Source organism: Bradyrhizobium monzae (genome assembly GCF_021458635.1).
Lineage (GTDB): Bacteria > Pseudomonadota > Alphaproteobacteria > Rhizobiales > Xanthobacteraceae > Bradyrhizobium.
In genome coordinates this window covers 13,304-32,993 of the sequence record NZ_JAIRDQ010000022.1, presented here as the reverse complement: position 1 = coordinate 32,993, position 19,690 = coordinate 13,304, and the positions used below count along the sequence as shown (strand labels likewise).

At 59.9% G+C, this 19,690-nt stretch carries 14 protein-coding genes and 2 pseudogenes; 11 read left to right on the top strand and 5 right to left on the bottom strand.

What is annotated here, in order from left to right; translation table 11 throughout:
• The 5 genes and pseudogenes from K3F49_RS38625 to K3F49_RS38605 all read left to right on the top strand — a co-directional run.
• Window positions 1–1,395, top strand: a pseudogene (locus tag K3F49_RS38625) (hypothetical protein); the annotation flags it as partial.
• Window positions 1,307–2,155 (top strand): hypothetical protein, encoded by an 849-nt coding sequence (locus K3F49_RS38620; protein ID WP_234686080.1) that lies wholly within the window; start codon window positions 1,307–1,309, stop codon window positions 2,153–2,155. The pseudogene K3F49_RS38625 and the gene K3F49_RS38620, both read left to right, overlap by 89 nt.
• Window positions 2,136–3,443, top strand: a complete 1,308-nt coding sequence (locus K3F49_RS38615) for a hypothetical protein (RefSeq protein ID WP_234686079.1) — start codon at window positions 2,136–2,138, stop codon at window positions 3,441–3,443. The genes K3F49_RS38620 and K3F49_RS38615 overlap by 20 nt, the downstream gene beginning before the upstream one ends.
• Window positions 3,418–4,272 carry a shikimate kinase gene (locus K3F49_RS39590; RefSeq protein ID WP_234686078.1) on the top strand — a complete coding sequence of 285 codons (855 nt, stop codon included), beginning with the start codon at window positions 3,418–3,420 and terminating at the stop codon, window positions 4,270–4,272. The genes K3F49_RS38615 and K3F49_RS39590 overlap by 26 nt, the downstream gene beginning before the upstream one ends.
• Window positions 4,273–4,308: 36 nt before the next feature.
• The gene (locus K3F49_RS38605; protein WP_234686077.1) at window positions 4,309–4,476 is read left to right on the top strand and encodes a nucleoside/nucleotide kinase family protein; all 168 of its coding nucleotides are present in this window, start codon (window positions 4,309–4,311) and stop codon (window positions 4,474–4,476) included.
• A gap of 33 nt (window positions 4,477–4,509) precedes the next feature.
• Here the strand turns inward: K3F49_RS38605 and K3F49_RS38600 are convergent, their stop codons facing one another.
• Window positions 4,510–5,067 carry a carboxymuconolactone decarboxylase family protein gene (locus K3F49_RS38600; RefSeq protein WP_234686076.1) on the bottom strand — a complete coding sequence of 186 codons (558 nt, stop codon included), beginning with the start codon at window positions 5,065–5,067 and terminating at the stop codon, window positions 4,510–4,512.
• A gap of 6 nt (window positions 5,068–5,073) precedes the next feature.
• Complete coding sequence (locus K3F49_RS38595; RefSeq protein WP_234686084.1) at window positions 5,074–5,628, bottom strand: peroxiredoxin; 555 nt, start codon at window positions 5,626–5,628, stop codon at window positions 5,074–5,076.
• Window positions 5,629–7,983: 2,355 nt separating this feature from the next.
• On the opposite strand from K3F49_RS38595, the gene K3F49_RS38590 reads away from it, so the two are divergent.
• Window positions 7,984–8,190, top strand: a complete 207-nt coding sequence (locus K3F49_RS38590; RefSeq protein WP_234686083.1) for a cold-shock protein — start codon at window positions 7,984–7,986, stop codon at window positions 8,188–8,190.
• Window positions 8,191–8,856: 666 nt separating this feature from the next.
• Here K3F49_RS38590 and modC read toward each other — a convergent pair.
• From modC to K3F49_RS38575, 3 genes and pseudogenes are all read right to left on the bottom strand, one after another.
• Window positions 8,857–10,022 (bottom strand): annotated as a pseudogene (modC, locus tag K3F49_RS38585) (molybdenum ABC transporter ATP-binding protein).
• On the bottom strand, window positions 10,019–10,702 hold the full coding sequence (locus tag K3F49_RS38580; protein WP_234686075.1) for a molybdate ABC transporter permease subunit: 684 nt from the start codon (window positions 10,700–10,702) through the stop codon (window positions 10,019–10,021). Before K3F49_RS38580 ends, modC begins: the two are co-directional and overlap by 4 nt.
• A 90-nt stretch (window positions 10,703–10,792) precedes the next feature.
• Window positions 10,793–11,440, bottom strand: a complete 648-nt coding sequence (locus K3F49_RS38575; protein WP_234686074.1) for a type 2 periplasmic-binding domain-containing protein — start codon at window positions 11,438–11,440, stop codon at window positions 10,793–10,795.
• A gap of 645 nt (window positions 11,441–12,085) precedes the next feature.
• Between K3F49_RS38575 and K3F49_RS38570 the strand changes: the two genes are divergently transcribed.
• The 5 genes from K3F49_RS38570 (at window position 12,086) to pimC (ending at window position 19,632) form a co-directional block, all read left to right on the top strand.
• The gene (locus K3F49_RS38570) at window positions 12,086–13,321 is read left to right on the top strand and encodes an acyl-CoA dehydrogenase family protein (protein ID WP_234686073.1); all 1,236 of its coding nucleotides are present in this window, start codon (window positions 12,086–12,088) and stop codon (window positions 13,319–13,321) included.
• Between the two features lie 426 nt (window positions 13,322–13,747).
• Window positions 13,748–14,608: a MaoC family dehydratase gene (locus tag K3F49_RS38565; RefSeq protein WP_234686072.1), complete on the top strand. Its 861-nt coding sequence runs from the start codon at window positions 13,748–13,750 to the stop codon at window positions 14,606–14,608.
• 51 nt (window positions 14,609–14,659) lie between these two features.
• Window positions 14,660–14,797 carry a hypothetical protein gene (locus tag K3F49_RS38560; protein WP_234686071.1) on the top strand — a complete coding sequence of 46 codons (138 nt, stop codon included), beginning with the start codon at window positions 14,660–14,662 and terminating at the stop codon, window positions 14,795–14,797.
• Window positions 14,798–16,518: 1,721 nt separating this feature from the next.
• Window positions 16,519–17,385, top strand: a complete 867-nt coding sequence (tesB, locus tag K3F49_RS38550; RefSeq protein WP_234686082.1) for an acyl-CoA thioesterase II — start codon at window positions 16,519–16,521, stop codon at window positions 17,383–17,385.
• A gap of 1,056 nt (window positions 17,386–18,441) precedes the next feature.
• Complete coding sequence (gene pimC, locus K3F49_RS38545; RefSeq protein WP_234686070.1) at window positions 18,442–19,632, top strand: pimeloyl-CoA dehydrogenase large subunit; 1,191 nt, start codon at window positions 18,442–18,444, stop codon at window positions 19,630–19,632.
• The last annotated feature ends 58 nt before the right edge of the window (window positions 19,633–19,690 follow it).

Genomic DNA, 19,690 nt, shown 5'->3' with positions numbered 1-19,690 from the left:
GCCTTCAGCACGCCTCAGCTGAGCATGCTCGCCAATGCTCTGGCGCGGAGTATCATGGAGGCAGAGGACAGTGGGGAGATTACGGACGCCGCTCTGCCGAAGGATCGGTTGCACAAGCTCGCCCATTACCTGCACTATGACAATGATCGGCTGGAGCAGGCCGGTGTTCTCAGCATCACAACGATTTTCAAGGCGCTGGGTAAGGCGGGGCTGGTTGATGATCTCGGTTTGCTCGCTCCGACAGGCTTGAATCGGCTTGCGGAATTGCGTCAAGCTCATGATTTTGCTATCCAAAACAATCTCGAAACCATAGGTAATCTGTGCGCTGCTCTGGTGCCGCTGGCGCGCAGCCCACAGAAGCCGCTGCGCCGGCGCCGCAGACAGGCGCTCAACCTGCTCAACGATCTCCAAGGGGTGGTCGAGCACAAGATCGAGGCGCATCTGAACGCAAGCGACGCCGAGCGGACCCGTGGCCCGCTTGCGACGCGCTGCCCCGCTTTATCGATCTATCAGACGCTCAAGGCCCGTGCCGTCCTGAAACAATTGTTCAGGCGACCGTATGTCGAGGGCAACAAGCCCGATTTAAAGATCAGGCAGCAACAGCTGGAGTATGGGACCCGGGAGATCCTGGCCAGCGCACGCGAGTTGATTCAGGGCGATCTGTCCAGCATGAGCTGGAATCTGATCGCGCAGATCGGGGCGGACAATCCAGTGGATGCGCTGGACTTGTTCATAGAGCAGGATGCGGCGGCGATCCAGGCGCAACATCCTGCGTCGGTCTTCGACGTCCATCAGGTCTTGCGCACCATGGACCACGCGCCAAGATCTCCGGAAGGCGAGGCGGGACTGATGCAGTTGCCGGTGGTGGACATGCAGGGGCGGCCGGTCGCCACCGAGCCCGAGAAACGGTACTCCATTTTTCATCGCCTGACCTCGGGGGCATTGCCCGTGGTCGCGGTGCAACTGCCAGCAGCCCCCGAGCGCCTTCTTGCTGGCGCGTACGGTGAGCGTCGATGGTGTGCCGCACCGCATGGACCTGTTCGGCGGCAGCAAGCTAAAACCGCCGCGTTTGACTATATCGCAGATGGCCGCCCGTACTCCAGACGAGCCAGCAAAAGCGTCCGGCGGGAAGCTGCTGGCCATTCCGTATGCCGACACCGCGCCGGGCACAGCCTTCGAGCAGCTGTCGCGCGCCTGGGCTCCTTTCAAGGAAGCCTATTATTACACTCAGCGCAGGGGCTTTGCCGCGCCACCGGCGATCAAAGGCCTATCGCCTCACGATTACGCGCTGGAAGGCGCCTTCAAATTGGCGCTGCTGCCCGACCGCCCTGGCAACGAGGAACATCCGTTCAAGCTGACGGGACCGGATGGTCCGATCGCCTTGCGACCGCATGACGGCTGCGGCTTCATCAAGGCCTCGCTGGCCAAGCTTATGCCCGCCGTTCGCCGCGCCAGCGAGCAGGAAGGTCCCGTGGCTGCCTTTGGTGAGGGAAGAAAATCATCCCTACCCGTTTCGGCGCTGCATCATTATCCGCCCAGCGCGCAGGTGGCGGATGAGGCGCGAGCGAAGGCGGAGGCCTGGCTTGAGAGCCGAGAAGGGCACGAGCTAACGCCCGAGGAGCTGTTTCGCATCGTGACGGCCGCAAACATCAACGGTCCGGGCGCGGTCGCCGTCCCGTCCGCCGATGGCTGCCTCCATGTGCCGACGCTCAAGAGCGCGACGCTCAGCGGTGGTGGTGTGCTGATCGGGCGATCCCCTTATGACAAGCCCAACCTCCGTCCGTTCGCGGCCCAGCAAGTCAAGTCGGCCGCTGTCGGGGACCCGACTGCGGCGTTCCTCGATCAGTGCGTGACCATACAATACAGCTTCAACGTCGCCCAGAAATCGAACAAGGAACTGGCAGCCGGCGCTCCGACGTTCTTTGCCAAAGGCCTTCTGATCGTGGTGCCGGATGAGATCTGGCCGACCGAGTTCGCCGAACGCGGGTTGGTGATGTCTGCCGAGGACGTCAAGTGCCATTCGAGCTGGACGAAAGGCAAGGACCGCGTGCAGGCGGACGCGCAGCTCGACTGCGTCGGCATCCTGCAGGCGCCCGAGGTGTTCGCCGCAGGCTCAGTGGTTGCCGTGCCGCCTGGTGAACAGAAGAAAGCTTGACGGAGACTTCGACGGGGACAGCCTTGTCATCATCGGCGACCGGCCGCAGCTTTACGAACATGTTCGGCAGTTCGACAAAGCGGAGCAGGCTCGCGGATTGCGCTCGCTCAAGCCGCCAAAGTCGCATACCCCGGCGATTGAGGACGGCCGCTACAAGTTCGGTCGCGCCAGCCAGATCCTCGCCGCCACGCGCAATGTTCTGGAAACCTATACCGGCCTGCAGCGAGACTTCCTGGCTCAATCCCATGAAGCCCGACACTGGTTTGCCGAGCGTGCCATCTTCGGTACATACGAAGGCATTCACCATGAGCTCAGGCGAGACATCCGAGGCCTGCTGGAGCAGGAACAGGTGAGTGGCCAGGATATCCAAGACAGCCTCGAGAAGGCGCGGCGAGAGGTCGAGCTGGCAGAGCATGCGGTCGCGTGCGAGGTGGCCGATCTGCTCGTCGCCGAGCTCGAGGCGTGGGCTGCGAGGCCGGACGCGCAAGTCCCGCCCGAACAAGTCCCGTCCGAAGCAGCCGCCAGCGGGAGCGCGGCACAGCTCGCAATGAGCCCACCACTCCGCGAGCTGTTCCCGGAGCTGGCGGAGACCTATCCGGCTGCGGCCGAGCATCGCGAGCGGGTCCAGCTTCTCGTCGACCGCTACCCTGCGCGCATCGACCCGCGACCGGATGGTTACGAACCGCACGACCTCGTGCAAAGTGCAAACAATCTCCTGAGCCTCGGCATCAAGGTCGGAACTGACGCCTATAAATCGGACACCGGCGCCCAGATCTTCCTGATCAAGAGCGGGCACCTTCAGCATCTGCTGCAACAGACACCGGGGTTGAAATCGGTGCCTTACACCAAGAGCGTGGCGGCTACCCTCAACCAGGGGCGGTTCGATGTCGATGCGACATTGGAGGATCTCAAGGACAATCCGACGCTGGCGGCTTCAGTCATGCACGCCTCGATCGAACTTGCTGCAGAGAAGGGCATTCTGCCCAAACCCTCGGGCCGCGGGCTTGCTGCCGATGATGCCACGACAATCACATTGACGCGCGAGCAGGCCTCAGAGCGCGCCAAAATGGAGGCTTCCCGCGCCCGAGCCGAAGAGAAGGACATCACCGCAACTGCCCGCTCGGTTGCCGAAACGCTGAAGAACGCTGGCAACCCGGTGAATATGCCCCATTTCGATCGCCGCTTAAGGTCGGAGCTCTCCATGATAGACCAGCTCACCGGCATGAGCGCCCCGTCTGAAGCCGGCGCTGATCAGCAACGCTGTGCGTCACGTCTTCGAACTCGTTGACAAGGATTTTGCCCGTGCCTTCAAGAAAGCCATTCTGGCCTTCGACGAGCGCGGCTGCGCCGAGGTCAGCACGACCAACTGGTTCAGGACGCGCTCGCCGACCATCGTCGGCATCAAGACCGTGCTCGCCACGCCGGGCGGCTACCGCTTCGAAGTCGAGTTCCACACAGCAGACAGCTACAAGGCCAAGGTCGACAATCACGACACGTATAAGCAGCTGCAGAAACTGCAGGAGCTGCAGCCGGGGAACGGAGAGCCCCTGGATCTGTCCATCGCCGAGCAACTCCTGGCGCGCGTGCGACAGGCCTGCAACAAGGTTGTCATCCCCGACGGGGCCATGGAAATCCCTCACTGGGAAGCCGACGCGGACGGTGCAGTTGGCGCCAACCAGACCCGTCGGTTGCAAGCGGCCCCGCCGAGACGCACGGCGGTTTCTCCGAGCGCAACAGAGATTGTTGGCGCATTGGGCGCGCGAGCGATCGTGCTTGTCGGTATGGCGGGTGCCGGCAAATCCACGATCGGCCCGCGGCTGGCGAACCAGCGGGGGCTGCCGTTCATCGACTCCGACAAGAAAATCGAGGCTGCGCTCGACATGTCGATATCGGACATTTTCGCAACCAAAGGTGAGCAGGATTTCAGGAATCTTGAGTTGAGTGAGATCAGGCAGTCGCTCGAACAAGGGCCCGCGGTGATCGCAACCGGTGGCGGTGTGTTCATGCGTGAGGAGACGCGGCGGTGCATCGGCGAGAACGCGGTCTCGATCTGGCTCAATACCGGCGAAGGCGAGATCAGGAAACGACTCGGTGGCGACAGCACCCGCCCGCTGTAGCAAACCGAGAACCGGCAGGACGAGATCACGCAACTGATGCACGAGCGCACGCCGCTCTATCAGCTTGCCGATCTCACGATCGTTCCGCTTCACAAGCGTGACAACATGAACGCGAATGAATGCGTGACGGCTCTGCACGCCTACCTTTGCGGTGAGGGCAGGGTGGCCCAACCGCGTCTCGACTTCGTGGCGGCGGCCCCATGACCGCGCAGCTTAAGAACGCGCGCCCGGTCACGATCAATCCGCGCTTGGCAATCGCACCTGGCCCGTACGACCTCCGGCCGCCTCGATCGCAACCGCAACTGACTGCACGATCGCGGCAAAGCGCACGGCCGTTTGAATTGCATCAGAGTCGACGCCGGCCTGCCGCAGCGCCTTTTCATGGGCGTCCATGCAGGCACCGCACCCGTTGATCGCGCTGACTGCCAGTGCCCACAACTCAAAATCGGTTCTGTCCACGCGCGGATTTCCAAGCCAATTCATCCGCAGCCGAGCGGGCATTGTCTTGTATTCCGGGTTTGAGGCGAGATGAACGAAGCGGTAGTAGACGTTGTTCATCGCCATGACGGATGCTGCGGATTTCGCCGCCTCGACCGCCGCTGGCGTCATCACCACGCCTGCGGCGGTTTCCATTGCGGCCGTCACGACCGGATTGCGGGTCGCGATCGCGCTCGCCAGCAACAGCCCATATTTGCTCTGCGGTGACAGTGTTTCGTTCGCCATCATCGACGCCAGGTTGAGCCTGACGTCCTTGGCGAAATCCGGAATCCGGTCTTTCAACTGCTCGATCGACATATCCCCTCAAGCGACTTTCAGTGTCTCCCCGCCGACTTGGCGGTTGCAGGGGCAGAGCTCGTCAGTTTGCAGAGCATCCAGGACGCGTAGCGTGTCCTTCGGGCTGCGGCCGACATTGGGATTGGTGGCATAGACATGCTGGATTGTATTCTCAGGATCGACAATGAAGGTCGTGCGGTGGGCCACGCCATCGGCCGAGCGGCCGCCCAATCCATCGACCAGCGCGCCGTCCGTGTCGGCAAACTGCCAAATCGGCAGATGGTGCAGGTCCTTGTGCTCGCGCCGCCAGGCAAGCTTGCAGAACTCGTTGTCAGTCGATCCGCCCAGCACGACCGCATCGCGGTCGGCGAAATCCTTGGACAGGCGGGCGAACTCGGCGATCTCGGTCGGGCAGACAAAGGTGAAATCCTTCGGGTAAAAGAAGATGATTTTCCATTTCCCGGGAAAGCTCTTTTCAGTCAGCGTCTCGAAGGCGCTCTGTCCGTTCTCTTCGTGCAGCTGAAAGCCGGGCTTTACCCCGGTGATTTGGAACGACGGCAACTTACTTCCAATTCCAAGCATTTTATCCCCACTGTGTACTTCGGGCGAAACCCAGTGATCTCGCGTCATCAGCGAAGCAAGCGATGTGCCATGAGATCCCGCGGGTTCATTGTCGCTGATCCAACATTCGCTTTGTCCTAATTGACGAGTTCAAGCCACGCTGCGACATCAAAGACTGTGGCTCCTGAATCCAAACTCTCCTGGACCAGGAGAGCTGGAGAACGAAGATCCATCGCAAGCTCCGTCGACATCACGCGACCATTAGGACAGGCGCGACGCCCCGATCCGTGAGCAAGCCGGCGATGATGTCTCCGGCTCGAAACAGAATGAGGCTGCAAGCAAGGTCCGGAGCTTGTCCACAGCAAGCACTACGGCTCGAGTTGCAGCCCAGGGCAGGGAGTTGTGACCGCAAATAATCCTCGGCGCGATCGAGGTCTCTCGACGCTGGGCATCTGGGGTTTGGGCTGCAACCCCGCAAGTTGCGCAGTTGAATGAAGCAGTGCCATCCTTGTCTACTCGGCCTGCAAATGACAAGCAGGCGAATTCTCGATGGGCCTTTCGTCCCGAGTCTCAGGGCGGAAACCAGAGCATACCGGAGGGGATGATTCCGTTCCTGTGGGAACATGAAGTGCGACCGGCTAAGCTCAGACCAATGGGCATACCTTTTGCTATTGACGGTAAGCGATACACATCGAGTCCACTGGGATGACGGCGCATTGTATCTCATTCATCGTTCTCGCTGGGGCAATGCCCTTGGCCGGGATCCGAATGAGCCTGCCCATGCCCCAGCCCAAACCCGATGCCGCGCAGTGAGCGCTATCAACATAGGAATCAGGAGAACAGATGATCAAGGCCAGGAAGGAAAGAGTCCGCGAACTCATTCGGTCACTCGAAACGGTCCAGGTGCGAAGTCGGGCTCCCTGCGAAGACGAGAATACGCTCGAAGGCAGGTCGTCCTCCTTCGCGGGGACCCAGTCTAGTAAGAACGATGCAACGCATTCCCCCCGCGAAGCTGGCGACGACATCCAGAGCGCCATCGATCACATGAGCGTCGCTGTCGGTGATGACAGGCATGTCGGAACTTAAGGCAGCACCGAAGTGACCCCAATCGTTGCCGTCCTGTCAGGCTCGCGCGCATGCGCTTCTCATAAAACGCTGGTGAGCAGCCGAGGCTAGAATGGCACGCTCCGGCGCCTCGCGGGGCTGGCGATTGACGCTTCGGGCAACGGGCGCTCGATCTGCCGCTAGGTTGTTTGCCCAAACTGTGCCCCCAGAGAACGGCAGTGAATGACGCATTGACCCAGCCGTTGACGGCGGATCCTGTCGAGATGCGGCAAGTTCTTGAGGGGACGAGCGATCGAGGACAGCTCGGTTGATGCGGGTAAATCACCCTTTATGGCCCGCGACAGTCCGCGAGTTCCACCACGAACGAACGGCAGCGCATGTGCGGTACTAGGCCGATCGACGCTGAGATCACATTGGCCATCGTTCGGCTATCAACGATGTGTCCGACCCGCTACTCACTATGTTCGGTGTCGCAACAAAGACTTGGCCGTAACGGAGTAGAACCTGCTGCCGCGGAGCGGCTACGCTCGATCGCTACCGGCGCTCGCGCCGGCGATTGTGGAGCACTGTTGGGAAACGAGATTGGATGCGGAAGCGCTATGACGCCAACGACTATGGCGTTGCTGTTCTCGTCGCCGTGCTCACCGGCGTACCTTTAAGCGGAATGACCGGGTGATTAGCCGCAAGAATCTTGCGGGTCCGCCAGCTATAACCCTTTTTTTTGAGAACGATCCAGATCTTGCGAACCCGCGAATTGCCGCGCTGGTCATTCTGTCTTCCAGAACCTCAGGGCGACGTCGACGACCTGAATCGATCTCGGTGAAACGTAAATATGTATGAGTTGTGAGACCCTCGCATTTCCAGTTCGACGATGAAGTCCCGGGATCGAGGTGCGTGCATGACCAGTCTGATATGTTCGCGAACTCTTGGTCCGCAGGCGCAGCAGGAGCCGATGGGATCCGACAGCGCTGTGCCCGCAATGCGTATTAGGCGGGCGACGGGGCCCAGATGTGGCTCAGTGCGTCGATAGTCGCCGCGGTGGTCGAGGGCCTCGGAGCAGCTAAAATGCTGGCCTCAATCCGAGTGGGCATTGCAGAACGGCCTCGCCCGCACAGAACACGGTTGGCCCGCTGTCCTCCGGTCTGGCTGTTGGGGACGCGACCAGTGGAAATCACAAGTCTGGCTCAAAGCTTGCACTAGGCGAGACGAAGCGGAGACATGGTAGGGCGCTCGGCGCTCAGCCCCCGGTCACGGCGGCGGCCGTCTGCGCTCATGAAAGCTCGAGTCTGAGCACTGTTGGAGATTGTGAAAGTGGCGATAGGCTTTGTGAAGTGGTTCAATCCTGAAAAGGGGTACGGATTCATCAGGGCTGATGACGGCAGCGCTGACGTCTTCGTTCACATATCGGCGGTTCAAAAGGCCGGGCACACGACTTTAGCCGAGGGCGCGCGCGTGAGCTACGAGCTTCTCCCCGGCCGCTCCGGCAAGATGTCGGCTGAAAACCTTCGTGTTGGCTGAAGCCGGACCTCTGCCGTTGCTAGACCCGCGGATCGGGAGGAGAGCCCCGGTGTGAACCGTCAGTTCAGTTGACGTGTACGTCAGGCCCCTTCGATCATCTAAAAGCTGCTCGATGATCCATCCTCCTTCATGAAACTTCCGGAGCCTCAGCCCGTCCAGCCATTCGCGTTGGTCGATTGGCCAACGCGACTAGAAGCCGCCTCGATGGTATGCCGCGTACGCCGGAGTCGAGCGCACTGGGAAAGTGATCGTGATGCGACGCGCTTCGGCGTGCCTTTGAAGCAGCATCCAGCTTGCATCGCGTTGGTCGAATGTGCAACTTGACGGAGCAGCGTTGAGTGCTGATCCGTAAGCAGGTTAGCTTGACCGCTCCAGGTAAGGCGACCGGAGACGTCCGCCGACGGTCGCAGGTAAAGCTTCGGGATTATAGATGAGACTCGATCGGGTTTGCTCTTGAGGAGGGGACGTGCCCATCGCATTGCGCCTTCTCTGGGAGAGTTGGGCCGATTAGGGGGATATCGACACCGATCGATCGCGCGAGAGTCTGAGCTAAGTCCGTGAGTGCGCAATCGAGGCCATGTTCCAGACGGTCGAGGATTGCGTCGACGGGAATCGGTGGGCCACGTGAGGTTGCCATCAAGATCTTGATTTCCTTATTGGCTGATTTCAAGCAGCGACGCTTGCTTGTTCGGAATCTCCTGCTGACGGGGAGGCCTCAGGGGCTTGCGATGGCGCTTCAGAGGTCGAGGCCAGCGAGACATGCTTGAGCTGGGCGAATACGTCCATTCCGTCCTTGAGCCCCAGCGTATCAAACGAGTAACGCGTGATACGCGCCAAAATATCCGCGCCTGACCCGCCGGTGCCGAGCGCAAGCACCAGAGTGATCTCGGACGCGCCGAGCGGAAAACAAGCCTTAATCCGCGCCGGAAATACATTGAGGACGGTGCTTGAGCGCGCCGCTTCGCGCGTGATGCTGACGTCGCTGGCTGCGATGCGCAGCCGCTGGTGCACGCCAGGTGCAAGCGGCGGCGCCGGGACCAACAGCCGCGCCCCTTTGAGGCGGAGGATAAGCAGCCCATAGCGCCCGTCATAGCCGCCGACCACGGCATCAAGGCTGACGGCGGCTTCGTGGCTCGCTGCAAGGGGCAGAGCTGGATCGCTCTGCAAGATATGTAACGGCCCGGTCGCGGTGATCGTGCCACGCCCATCATCACGAGGTGATCGGCGAGGTATTCGATTTCGGCCATGTCATGGCTGATGTAGATCATCGGCACGGCGAGCTTTTCATTCAGGCATTTTAGACACGGCAAAATCTCACGCTTGGCGCGGCGATCCAGGGTGGCAAGCGGCTCGTCCATCAGCAGCACTCTGGGCTGCGACAATAGCGCGCGGCCGATGGCGACGCGCTGCCGCTCGCCGGCGGAGAGATGCGCTGGCGAGCGGTCGAGCAACGACGTTATGGCGAGCAATTCGGCCACCTCATCAAGCGCAATCGGCCTCGGATTGGGTTTGGGCGCGGCGTAAAGCAAGTTGCGCCTGACCGACAAATGCGGAAAGAGACACGGCTCCTTAAGGACATAGCCGATCGGACGAAGATGCGGCGCGCGGAACGTCGTCTCGTCCTGCCACACTTCGCCATCGATGGCGCAAAAGCCGGTCGACAAACGCTCGAGCCCCGCAATGCAGCGCGCCACCGTGGTCTTGCCGCAACCTGGCGCCCCGAAAATCCCTGCCACGCATTTGGCCGGTACGCTGAACTGCGTATTCAGCGGGAAGCGAGCGCGCTTCTCGCTGAACGCGACTTCGATCCGGCCCGGTGTGGCTGTCCTCACGTGCTCCTCCGTCCGAGGTATTTATCGATTAAGGTCAAGATCAGGATGACGGCAAAGGCGAACATCAACATGCCGCCGGCAACCAAGCTTGCCTCGTGCCAGCGCGATGCTTTGATATATTCGAAGAGAAAGGCGGACAGTACTTTGGTACGGCCAGGAATGCTGCCGCCAATCATCAGCACGACCCCGAATGCGGCGACTGTATGCGCAAAGCCAAGCACGGCGGCGGTAAGAAAAGCCGGTCGTGCCAAAGGTAGTGCGACCGTAAGGAAGGCATATGACGGAGAGGCGCGCAGAGTGGCCGCAACTTCCAGCGGTCGGTCGCCCATGGTAGTGAAGGCGTTGCAGATAGGCTGCACGACAACAGGCAGCGCGCTCAATACCGATCCGATAACGAGCCCTGCGAAGGTGAACGCAAGCGTGCGCTCGCCCCAGAGAGAGGCGAGCAGGCCGCCCGGGCCAGTCGGGCCGAGCAAGGCCAGCAGATAGAAGCCGAGCACCGGTTGCGGCAGCATTGGTGGCAGTATGATGATCGTCGCCACAGCCTCGCCCCACATGCTCTTCGAACGCGCTAGCCACCACGCGAGCGGCGTACCAAGTATCAAGAGGATCACGGTCGTGATACTCGCGAGCTCGATTGTTAGTCTGACCGACACCCAGATCTCTGAAAGGCCTTCCATGCGTGTCAACTTTACGATTGCCGCACGGAACCGCGGCGCGCGATGCCTGCGTGGGTTTCCGATCCTTTGAGAAGATCGACGAGGGCGGGTCTACCCTTTCGCCAAAAGCGGCGTGCTGGCGGAGAGGATCAGGAGACTCCTGCGGTCCCAACCAGCAAGCGCCGGCTCCGCCATCCGTAAGCTCCGAAAGCGCGACGTATGTCGGCTCGAATTGGCAGTCGCGGTAAATTGATTGGATTGCGTGTTCGTCTTCTCGACCCGCGCTTGTTGCATCGCTTCACGAACGACGAGCGCTTTGATCTCTCTCGGTGGAGTTGGCTCAGGACACGGTGCGGCCGGGTTGCAGGTACATGGTTTTGTCAAACCGGGGTTCTTCAGCGTCTTCGCACCACCCACAAAATCTGCACTCGAGCTCCACGGTACGAAGCAACTGGGCGCTTCTGTGAGGCAGCCGTCGGAATCCGCAAGATCGTTCTCAATAAGTTTGCAAAGACAGAAGCGATTAGCTGAAAGAAATTCCTGAAATGAGATGGTTTGTGTGATCTGCCTGAAAGACTCTTCGCTCGCGCCACAGCACACGATCGTCTCGTGCCGGCTCTTCGTTAGTGCCGTTCCAATCTCTTTGGTCTGCATCGGCGCATCCGTGGCGAGCGCCAGGGTGATGTTCGCAGCTTCCGGATTTCCAACCACCAGAAGCATCGGAATGGAACTAATGAGGCAAAACCGGGCAAGCGTCATTGCAGACTCCTGAGATGGGGCCGCTGCCACCACGCTGGCAATGGCGGTTCTTTGCTCCATTCCAGCAAGCGGCATGCCGCCCGCGGAATATGTTTCTGTGCGCTGCCTAAGATGTGAACCAAGTGCTAGTACAAGTTAGGCCCCGTGAACCGATGATTTGCCTTGTCAGGTTTCCGACATCGGCGGCTTCAACCAAACGCAGACGGCGGACAAGATGGAGGCTGAAGATGATAACGGCTTCCTCCTCATTCAGAACCGAAGCGTTTTGCCTCCGGCGAGCGGGCGCTTGCTGGAGATTGGGTAGCCATGTCCTTCCACTGAATCAGCGATGAAGGGAAAGCTGCCGGTATGGGGTGGATCGCCTCGGAGGAACCGGGATGCGCCAACTGATGGGCGATAGGCCTTGGCAGAACCGATCTTCGCCCAACATGAGGCTGGTGAAGGGCGGTCGAGACATTCTCACTGCATGAATCAACTCCCCAAGTTGGGAGTTGCATGTCAAGTCTTTGTATGAAATTTCACTTGAAGACGAACTTATCAACGCGCAGCTTGCCCGCGCTAAAACGTGGTCCGCCATGCCGTCTCGAAGTGTGAGATAGTGTTGGATCGCGACCGGAGAACAGTGCCCGCAGGTAAGGAGCATGCATGGATTTCACGGTATCGGCGAAACAGAAAGAATGGCTCGAGCGCGTGCAGTCCTTCATGGCCAAGCATGTGCGTCCGGCAGCGCCGATCTATAAGCAACAGGACGAAAGCGGCGAGCGCTGGAAGCTTGTCCCGATCATCGAGGACCTCAAGAAGAAGGCGAAGGCCGAAGGGCTCTGGAATATGTTCATGCCGCCGAGCGAGCATGAGGACGATGAATTCCGCGGCGCGGGATTGACCAACCTCGAATACGCGCTGCTGTCCGAGCAGATGGGCCACATCTCCTGGGCCTCGGAAGTGTTCAACTGCTCGGCGCCCGACACCGGCAACATGGAAGTGTTCATCCGCTACGGCTCCAAGGAGCAGAAGCGCAAATGGCTGCGTCCGCTGATGGACGGCGAGATACGTTCGGCGTTCCTGATGACCGAGCCGGCTGTCGCTTCGTCGGATGCCACCAACATCGAGACCCGCATCGAGAAGGATGGCGACCACTACGTCATCAACGGCCGCAAATGGTGGTCGTCCGGCGTCGGCGATCCCCGCTGCAAGATCGCAATCCTGATGGGCAAGACCGATTTCAATGCGGCCAAGCATCAGCAGCAGTCGCAGATCCTGGTTCCGCTCGATACCCCCGGCATCAAGGTCGAGAAGATGCTGCCGGTGTTCGGCTTCGACGACGCGCCGCATGGCCATGCCCAGGTGCTGCTCGAGAACGTGCGCGTGCCGAAGGAGAACATCCTGCTCGGTGAGGGCCGCGGTTTCGAGATCGCGCAGGGCCGCCTCGGTCCCGGCCGTATCCACCACTGCATGCGCACCATCGGCAAGGCCGAGGAGGCGCTGGAGAAGATGGTGAAGCGGCTGATGTCGCGCACCGCCTTCGGCAAGAAGATCGTCGAGCATTCGGTGTGGGAGCAGCGCATCGGCGAGGCCCGCACCAACATCGAGATGACGCGTCTGCTCTGCCTCAAGGCCGCCGACATGATGGACAAGGTCGGCAACAAGACCGCGCAGGCCGAGATCGCCATGATCAAGGTCGCCGCTCCCAACATGGCGCTGAAGATCATCGACGAGGCGATCCAGGCGTTCGGTGGTGCCGGCGTTTCCGACGAAGCAGGGCTCGCGCGCGACTACGCGTCGGCGCGCACCATGCGTTTTGCAGATGGTCCCGATGAAGTGCATTACCGCGCTATAGCCAGATTTGAACTTCGCAAGTATGGCAACCGTTCGGTGAAATAGGTTCCTATGAGCCTCGAGAAGCAGTCCGGGGCACCACGTTGGCTGACGATATCTACAAGGACAAGCTCAGCCAGAGGGGCTCACTCTTGCCACGCGGCCGAGCGCGGTGTTCCCTCGCTCTCGGTCTAAGACAACCACGGCGGCCAGCGTAAGGTCCGACAAATGTTGTTTGTCGCTCGGGCGCGTGACGCTTCAACGGCTGTGATGCGTAACCGCTCGTCTGATTACACGCCCGCGATGCATAGGGGGGCAGTCGCAAACCGGACATGCGTCCTCAGGCGAATAACGCGCGTCCGATCATCAGTTCGCAGCTTGCTGGCACGCGACTTGCCGGCGAGTATGATAGCAGCAGAGCCGCCCGCTAGCACGAGAGCGGAGGCGCAACAAGGACCACTGTCAATGGGACTCGGAGAGGAGGTGTGAAGGATGCCGATCAACTACAAACAGCTTATGGCCATGAAGAGGCTCGATCAGAGATACAGTTATGGGGACCGCGAGGCGATGCTCTACGCTTATGCTATCGGCATGGGGACCGATCCGCTAGATGAGAAGGAGCTTGCCTTTGTGAACGAGGCGACAGCGACAGCGCGACCGCTGATGGTGGTGCCGACCTTCGCCTCGGTAGCTGCTTGGGGCGCGCGGCCCGGCGAAATGAATCTCACCCGCATGACGGTGGTCGATGGCGAGCGCGACATCACCTTTCACAGACCGCTTGCAATCGCGGCGGACATCACTGCGGACTCCTGCGTGCTTGCGGTGTTCGACAAGGGCAAAGACAAGGGCGCCGTGATCCGGCACCAGACCGTGCTGAAGAGCGCCGGTGGCGAATTGCTAGCGACGGTTGTCGCCTCAGTTTTCGCACGAGGCGATGGAGGATTCGGTGGGCCGTCGGAAGGCCAGCCCGCGCCGCATCAGGTTCCAACGCGCGCGCCTGACATAACACTTGATATTCCGACCCGACCCGATCAGGCACTCATCTACCGCTTGTGCGGCGACCGCAACCCGCTGCACTCGGATCCGGAGTTCGCCAAACGCGCCGGCTTTCCCAGACCGATTCTGCACGGCATGTGCACCTATGGGATTACCTGCCGTGGCGTTTTGCAAACTTACGCCGATTACGATCCTACTGCGTTCAAGCGCCACGCGGCGCGGTTTTCCTCGCCGGTATATCCCGGCGAGACCGTGACGCTGGAGTTGTGGAGGGATGGTGATGTGATCTCGTTCGAGGCCAAGGTTAAGACGCGTGACACCACCGTTGTCAAAAACGGCATGACGTTGCTCAGCTAACCAAGGGGCCGTCGTGTGCGCATTGTCGCCAATCCCACCTCCGGGAGGAGAATGATTGATCTGCTTAGCGAGACGGCGACCCTCCGTAGCCGGGAGATGCGACAAGCGATTTTCGACGCGGAAATGGGTAAGGCGACGATTTCGGCTCCGCTCGCCGAAGGGATGCATGATGGTGAAATCCGCCAGTGAGCATTGTCCCTAATCGCCCTGATAAGGTCGCGATGCTGACCACGGGCGACCGGCCGGGGAGCTTTTGTGACGAAGCTGCGCCCCAGTGACTACGAGCAGAGTCGGCAACTGACGGAAATAGGTCATGACTGCATCCGCCGATGATTCCAATGCAGGCGGGGGATCGGGTCAAAACGGACTGTCGACACTCGGCGACGCTGGCTAAATTGCACCTAGCTGGCGAGCTCACGGCGTTTGGGTTCCCGACACGGCGCATGAAGCCATGCTCGACCTGGTGCGAGCTTGCTCCATGGGAATGCGTATGATGGACGACCTGCGCATTCAAGCCGAAGACCCCCGTCATGGTCGTTGATGACGAACGCGACACCACGTTTGACAATCCACCCCGCTCGCGCCCAGCCACGGATGCACGCGTGCGTGGCGGGCGGGCCATAGGAGGGAATGCCCGAGCCGCACCAAGTAGCCCGCCGAGCGCCTGACATATCGATATCCCGATCCGGCCCGATCGGGCGATGCTGCGTCAGCTATCGCGTGATCGAAATCCTTTGCGCACCGATCTCGAATTCGCGCGTCCGGCCGATTTTCTCAAACCGACGCTCCATGGCATAGGTACCTACGGCTGCAGGACTCTATTGCAGACCTACGCCGATTACGATCCTTGTGCGTTCCAGCGTCATCGCGTCCGCTTTTCTGCCCAGTGTTTCCGGGTGAGATCATTAGGTCAATCTCAATCTTTGGAAGGATGGCAATTCCATTTCATTCGAAGCCCATGTCGCGGAGCGCCAAGCTACCGTCGCTAAGAACGATCAACCCATGCTGCGCCAAACGCTTCTGCCGCGGTCCCCAACAGAAACTTGCGGCATGTCCCATTTTTGCCTATGGCCGATGCGGGCCATCATGCTTACCCAGCCGGGTAGTCTGGTGGCGTAAAGGGAATGACTGCTAGCAGGGCTTAATATCTGGACCAGCCGCGGCGACGATGCCGACTTGATGCTCCTGTTGGCACGCACGCGCTGAAAGAACAGCTTGCGAAGCGCTGCGAGCCGATCGAACGCTAGGCCTGAGGGTGCTCGACTATCGCAGATAGATATCCGTCTGAAGCACCGGATTATACAGAACTTGCGGCGGTCGGCACGGTTGTCGCGTACTTTCGAGAAAGCATTTCCGCTGCATAATGTAGCAAGCTCGGGGCAAGAGAGAGGCGCCGTGTCGGGAGCGCAACCTGGCGCGAGGAAAGCTACTCAATCCCAATCATTGGTGCTGGCCCAAATCCTGCAACGTGAGAGGCCGCATGCAAACGCGCGGCATAAGGATCAAGATCGCGTTTGGATGTCTACCAAAGGAAGATGCGGCGCTGGGCCGCCCGCGAGCGCGGACGCGGCGCCTGTTTCATTCCGTTCTTCAGGCCTCGCGCCGAGTTTTCTGCGGCACACTGATTGCTGGGGGCTTCAAGAAGAGAGTGTCAACGCAAAGGCTGGCTCATAGCTTGAGCCCAGGAGTTCGAATGATCAAATCAACGCCACCGACCCAGCGCTCTTGAGTTCGTTCCGCCAGTTGAAGCTCAGCGTATCTCTAGCGGCGAAAAAACGTGCAAGAAACAAGGCTCAAGGGACTGACACCGCCGTTGTGGGACGGTCTCAAAAGAGCCGTCCCGTCTGGATTGTCAGATGCATGGCCATGACATGGTCCGGAATGAGGCAGAACAAACGGAAAGCAGCTCTATGTCCAAGAACCTGATCGACCTCCTCGCTATCCTTGACCTCCAACGGATCGAGGTGAACTTATTTTGCGGCAAAAGTCCGAACCCCAGTTCGCAGCGTGTATTCGGGGGGCAGGTGATTGGGCAGGCGATGGTTGCGGCATGCCGCACGGTGGAAAGCCGGCTGCCGCATTCGCTGCATGGTTATTTCATTCAGCCCGGCGACCCGAAGGTGCCGATCCTTTACCAGGTCGAACGGCTGCGCGACGGCAAGAGCTACTCGACCCGCCGTGTCACCGCGATCCAGCATGGCAACGCGGTCTTCTCCATCATGGTGTCCTTCCATGCCGAGGAGGAGGGCGCCTTCGACCACCAGGACAAGATGCCCGAGATGCCGCCCCCGGAGAAACTCACCGCGAAGGAATTGTCCAAACAGCCGATCTCTCTCGAGATCCCGGAGATCATTCGCAACTATCATGGATCCGACCGCCCGGTTGAATTGCGCCCGGTCGAGATCGGCCGTTATGTCGGGCAGAAGATCGATGGCGGCCGCATTCATATCTGGATGAAGACTGCCGCGAAGCTGCCGGACGATCCGGTGCTCCATATGTGCGCGCTGGCCTATGCCTCGGATTTCTCGCTGTTAGATGCGGTTATGGCGCGCTATGGCCGGACGCTGTTCGACGAGCGCGAGCGCTTGATGTCGGCAAGTCTCGACCACGCAATGTGGTTTCACCGCCCGTTTCGCGCTGACGATTGGCTGCTCTACGCTAAGGATTCGCCGAGCGCGCAAAGCGGACGCGGACTTACGCGCGGGCTGATCTTCAAGCCTGACGGCACGCTGGTAGCGTCCGTTGCCCAGGAAGGTTCGGTGCGCGAGCGGCGCTGACGCTCGCGTGCGCACAAGGGCGTCTCGTGATGGGCGCTTCGATGCTCCCCGTGGCCGTAGCAGTCCTGCTGCCCTACTCTTCGGACGAGCTCGCGGGTATTTGCGTTGCGTGAACAAAAATTCTGTCCACCGATCGCTCCACGCCGAAACTAAATTAGGAGTTAGCAGCAGCCCGACGTCGCTGAAATGCCAAATAGACACTTATGTTTCCGCAGATTCGGGACCTTGAGATGCGGACAGGAAGTGCGAGAACAAGACGGTGCTGCTGTATTGCCGCCGAAGCATTAGTCGGATCTCCTCGCGCGAGCCTAACAGGCTTTGTCAATGAGCCCAGCCAATTCTACTCCGGCAGGGCTCCTCCGATAATCGCATATATTGCGGCCTTTAGCGCGGAACGGCCGCTGGTTCTTGTCCGGTTCCTGCCACCAACAAGACGGTTGTCGGATTCAGAACGCCGTACACAATTCCCAGCGTCTGAGCTCATTTCTGAAATGAATGAGGAGCTTAAGGCGGCTGAACGCTACTGGCACGGCCATTGCTTTTCATAGGCGACAGCGCTGATTGAGGGAAGGCCTGAACGCATTCTCGCCGGATGAGCGATGCCTCCTTCATCTAACCGGAGTGCCAAATTGTATCTAACCGGAGTGCCCAATTGTGAGAGGGAAGCGAGCGCGCTGGAAGAGTTGCGCAATCTCCGACCATCGCGTGACGGAGAGTTACACGCGTTCGGTGAGACAGTTCAGCTTCTTGCGGCAATCGACAAGTCAAGCTCGTCACGGAATAAGTTGGCGGGATTGGCGAGATGGGTCATAAGATGTGCTGGCTTGCCGGTGTGCCAGTCGGGTTCGATGCTTCGCGTTGCCGCTGAAAGACGCTGGAAAGCTGGTCCCCTGCTTGCTCCGCTCCTGTTTCCAGCGATACCTTTCTCGGTTCGACCCGAACTGACGCCACCCGGACTGGCCCGTCGGTGGAGAAGACGTCTCGTCTGTTCCAGCTAATTATTTTTGCTGCTCAGGAATCACGATTTTCGATGGTTCCGAGCTACGGGAGAGTCCGATGGATCTTGCATTCACGAACGAAGAGCAGGCGTTCCGAGAGGAAGTGCGGCAGTTCCTGTGCGACAACGTCGCGCCAGAGATACGGCGCAAGATGGTCGAAGGCCGCCATGTTCCGAAGGCGGAAATGGTCACTTGGTGGCGTATTCTCAATAAAAAGGGCTGGGCCGTCAGCCATTGGCCGGAAGAATACGGCGGCACTGGCTGGACGGCCGTGCAGCATTACATCTTCAAAGAAGAACTGCAGATGTATCCAGCGCCGACGCCGCTCGCTTTCGGCGTGAGCATGGTCGGCCCGGTCATCTACACCTTTGGCGACGAGGCCCAAAAGAAATACTATCTGCCGCGCATCGCGAATGTCGACGACTGGTGGTGCCAGGGCTTTTCGGAACCGGGCGCAGGCTCGGATCTCGCCTCGTTAAAGACCAAGGCCAAGCGCAAAGATGACAAATGGATCATCAACGGCCAGAAAACGTGGACAACGTTGGCGCAGTATGCAGACAAGATCTTCTGCCTCTGCCGCACTGATCCGACCGCCGCTAAAAAGCAGACTGGCATCTCCTTCATTCTGATCGACTTGAATAGCAAGGGGATTACGGTCCGTCCGATCCAGACAATCGACGGTGGCTATGAGATCAACGAGGTGTTCTTCGACGAGGTCGAGGTGCCCGTTGAAAATCTTGTCGGTGAGGAGAACAAGGGATGGGACTACGCGAAGTTTCTGCTCGCTAACGAGCGTACAGGCATTGCGCGCGTCGGTCTCTCCAAGGAGCGCATCCGTTGCATCAAGGAACTGGCCTTGAAGGTAGAGTCCCGCGGCCGGCCTGTGATTGAGAATCCCTCGTTCCGAGAGAAGCTCGCTGTCTGCGAAATCGAGCTGAAGGCATTGGAGCTCACGCAGCTGCGCGTTGTCGCGGATGAAGGCAAGTATGGCAAGGACAAGCCAGATCCGGTGTCCTCCATGCTCAAGATCAAGGGTTCGGAGATCCAGCAGACCACGACGGAACTCTTGATGGAAGTGATCGGGCCGTTTGCCTTGCCATATGACGAGCATCCCGAATCTTCACTCGAAGCGATGGACTGGACCGTGCAGATCGCACCGAGCTACTTCAACAACCGCAAGGTATCAATTTACGGCGGCTCCGATGAGATCCAGCGCAATATCATCGCCAGGGCGGTGCTGGGACTCTAACTCTTCCTTCCTCCTTGCACGTGGGGCGAGAGCAAGAGGTCCAATGCAGATTTGTCGT

Bases quoted from the DNA above. Each gene is read 5' to 3' on its own strand.
- K3F49_RS38595 (WP_234686084.1), bottom strand. From the start codon at position 5,628: ATGCTTGGAATTGGAAGTAAGTTGCCGTCGTTCCAAATCACCGGGGTA.
- K3F49_RS38605 (WP_234686077.1), top strand. From the start codon at position 4,309: ATGCACGAGCGCACGCCGCTCTATCAGCTTGCCGATCTCACGATCGTT.
- K3F49_RS38565 (WP_234686072.1), top strand. From the start codon at position 13,748: ATGCCGATCAACTACAAACAGCTTATGGCCATGAAGAGGCTCGATCAG.
- K3F49_RS38560 (WP_234686071.1), top strand. From the start codon at position 14,660: ATGATTGATCTGCTTAGCGAGACGGCGACCCTCCGTAGCCGGGAGATG.
- K3F49_RS38580 (WP_234686075.1), bottom strand. From the start codon at position 10,702: ATGGAAGGCCTTTCAGAGATCTGGGTGTCGGTCAGACTAACAATCGAG.
- pimC (WP_234686070.1), top strand. From the start codon at position 18,442: ATGGATCTTGCATTCACGAACGAAGAGCAGGCGTTCCGAGAGGAAGTG.
- K3F49_RS38575 (WP_234686074.1), bottom strand. From the start codon at position 11,440: ATGACGCTTGCCCGGTTTTGCCTCATTAGTTCCATTCCGATGCTTCTG.
- tesB (WP_234686082.1), top strand. From the start codon at position 16,519: ATGTCCAAGAACCTGATCGACCTCCTCGCTATCCTTGACCTCCAACGG.
- K3F49_RS38600 (WP_234686076.1), bottom strand. From the start codon at position 5,067: ATGTCGATCGAGCAGTTGAAAGACCGGATTCCGGATTTCGCCAAGGAC.
- K3F49_RS38570 (WP_234686073.1), top strand. From the start codon at position 12,086: ATGGATTTCACGGTATCGGCGAAACAGAAAGAATGGCTCGAGCGCGTG.